Below are 2,713 nucleotides of genomic sequence, written 5' to 3'. Positions count from 1 at the left end.
ATGGTGCCGCTTACAGGACTCGAACCTGTGACCCCCGCATTACGAACGAAGTCCTTCATTCGGATTTCCAACGTTCTTGCCCGGCGAACAAGAGAGCCCCTCCCCCGCTAGCCCGCAGGAACCCGTAACGAAAAGCGGGCTGCACCGGAAACTCACCGGAGCTGGAAACCCTCGACATCGAGCCTTCGGGCTCAACGCAACCGCACCCGCCGCCACGTCGAAAGTGACGGCCGAATGCCTGCCATCGACTTCCTTCGGGAGCCGACACGATGTCGAATTCACTGCCCGCCGCAACTTCCCCCCGCGCTCCTTCCGGCACGAGCAACATCGCCCGCTCGTTCAACGAAGTCACAACCGGCATCCGCGACCGCGCACGGTCAAACTCGCCAGTGCGCCGCAACAGCCACAATGCCGGTGGGTCCGAGTTGTCCCTCTGGCGCACGCACAACACGTTTCCAAAGACCGAACACAACGCGCGGATGCGCGCCGCCGAGGCGTTCGACCATGAGACCAAGCTACCTGGCAAGCGCAACGGCGCCCTGGGCTCGATCGGCCTCGAAGTGCTGCGCTGTCTACTTCGCCTGCGCGGCCGTAAGGACGGCCGGCTTGATCCGACCTATCAGTGGATCGCGGACAAGATACACCGGTCGCGTAGCGCCGTCGGTGACGCGCTCGATCGACTGAAGGCGTGCGGTTTCCTCGACTGGATCCGGCGATGCGTGCCGATCGAGGACGCCATGCCTGACGACCAACAGAGCGAGCAGATCTCCAACGCCTTCATCCTGCTACAGCCGCCAACGGTACGCGAGTGCGTTCGCCGCATGCTCCGCAAGCCGAGCGAGTTCGTCCGCGCTGTTGCAGAGAAGCTTGCCCGCCAAAAGAAGCTGGACACCGCGACGGTCGACGACGTGATCGCCGAGGTCCAAAGCCCCGAGTTGCGCGCAATCCTCGCCCGCGTCCGCGCTTTTGTTGATAGTGCAAATCCGCCGAGCGGTCACACAGAGGCCCTGTAAGATCTAAATATAAAAGGAACGCCTATGGCGTGCGCAGTTTGAAGCTCCACCAAGCCCCCGAGGCCTCGAACCCAACAGGTTCAGCAGCCAGCGACCGCTGGTGAGCGTGCCGGCGTGCGCCGTCCCGTGCATCCTAGGGGGATGCGCAAATTCGGTGCCACTTCATTCAATTACGTCGCCCTCGCGGCGACGTCGCATGAGCGGAGTGGTCGGGATCGGAAGATTTCTGCCTAGCCGCTTTTAAATAGTCCGAAGCGATAGCTGCCGTTCATGGCGGCTACCGTCGCAAGCGCCATTCTATCCTAGTAGTCCCCAGCCCTGCGGCTGCAGGCTGACGATAGCGATCGACGATCGATTCACTATATGGTTACCATGGCGAGGATCGACGACATTATCGCGTCCAGGAGGGCGCACCGTTTCTACGACGAGCAGATCTGGGATTTCTTCTTGCAGATCGATGGCCGGCGGCTTGAAAATCTTAGCGACGACGAGCTCCAAATCCGGCTCGCGCGTTTCGACCGGAATATCCAGTACCTCGAGGAAGCGCCTGGCGACCGCGACGAATTGCCGCCCGAGCGTGGATGGCTCAGTCCTTGGTTCTGGTTTCGCCTCCGCCACTGGACCCTCGCCGAAATGCGCCACCGCGGCGTCGCGCCACTGCCGGCAATCGACGTGCCCGCCGCGCCAGTTATGCGTTCGGAATTTCGCGGCATTCACGCGGGCGGGAGCAAGCAGCTCGTTCGCATCAGCCGGCGGGAATGGATGATCGAGGCGCTCGAGAACGGGCGCCACCGCTTCGCGCCCGCTAGCTCTTACCGGCTCATTGAAGGCGATGAAGCGCGCACTGACGATGAGATGACGAAGGCCTATCGCCGACCCGGACGCGCCCTCACGACCACCTTACAAGACGGCACACCGATCGTGCCGATCGGCGACGTCACCTTTTCCACCAGCAGGATGGTCGGGGACATGGCCGACATCGAAATGCCCTATTGGTTGACGTCCTACAGCACCGAACTGGACCCCCGGCTCTTCTCCGGCTTCGCTAGCGGTGACGGCGACGACGCCGCGCTTGTGATCTTCGATCCGATGGAGTTCATCAAGCGGTCGCTCCCGCATCTGAACCGCGCCGCACCGTCCAGCTTGAAAAAATTGCACCAAATCGATTACTTCGACGCCTTCCATCCGGCGTCGGAGCGTGTCGCTCCGTTGACCATGAAGGATACGCGTTTCGCTTATCAGCGCGAGTGGCGCATGATTCTTGATCCAGAAGGCAACGAAACGCTCGGCGGGGCCGACGGGGTCCTTTTTGTCGACGTCGGCTCGATTGCCGATATTGCCGCCGTTTACACGCCCGATGGAACCAGGATCGCTGGCACCGGGCCAGACTCGTTCGTAGATGCCAGCGCAGATGGTCACTGAGTTTACATCCGAGAGCGATGGGTCATCACATGCCACGCGGGCGCGATTGGGCATCTGCTCTGCCGATCATGAATGCTGCAATCTTAGCGAGTGATCTGCACCGAACTGCACCGGCGCCTAATCCCAAAATACCGCGAAGCAGCTTAGGATCTAAGCCGGGTTCCGTTGGCCTTTCCGTCGCACCTTTTGCGACACGAAAAGACCGCGGGCGAGGCGGGGGGATCAGCGTGTTTAATGGGGTCGCAGGATCGGCCCTCGCCGACCCCGTTCATCGCAAT

General features: G+C 61.6%; 2 protein-coding genes. Both read left to right on the top strand.

Going from position 1 to position 2,713, the window contains the following annotated elements:
- Positions 1-269: 269 nt before the first annotated feature.
- Positions 270-1,013, top strand: a complete 744-nt coding sequence (locus tag ASE89_RS14810) for a replication protein A (RefSeq protein WP_156363511.1) — start codon at positions 270-272, stop codon at positions 1,011-1,013.
- Between the two features lie 372 nt (positions 1,014-1,385).
- Entirely contained in the window at positions 1,386-2,435 is a 1,050-nt protein-coding gene (locus ASE89_RS14805) for a hypothetical protein (RefSeq protein ID WP_168427689.1), read from the top strand.
- The last annotated feature ends 278 nt before the right edge of the window (positions 2,436-2,713 follow it).

The sequence above is a fragment of the Sphingomonas sp. Leaf30 genome (genome assembly GCF_001422525.1).
GTDB classification, from domain to species: domain Bacteria; phylum Pseudomonadota; class Alphaproteobacteria; order Sphingomonadales; family Sphingomonadaceae; genus Sphingomonas; species Sphingomonas aerolata.
The sequence above is the reverse complement of the archived record's forward strand: the minus strand, read 5'-3'. Positions and strand labels throughout refer to the sequence as shown.

Bases quoted from the DNA above. Each gene is read 5' to 3' on its own strand.
- ASE89_RS14810 (WP_156363511.1), top strand. From the start codon at position 270: ATGTCGAATTCACTGCCCGCCGCAACTTCCCCCCGCGCTCCTTCCGGC.
- ASE89_RS14805 (WP_168427689.1), top strand. From the start codon at position 1,386: ATGGCGAGGATCGACGACATTATCGCGTCCAGGAGGGCGCACCGTTTC.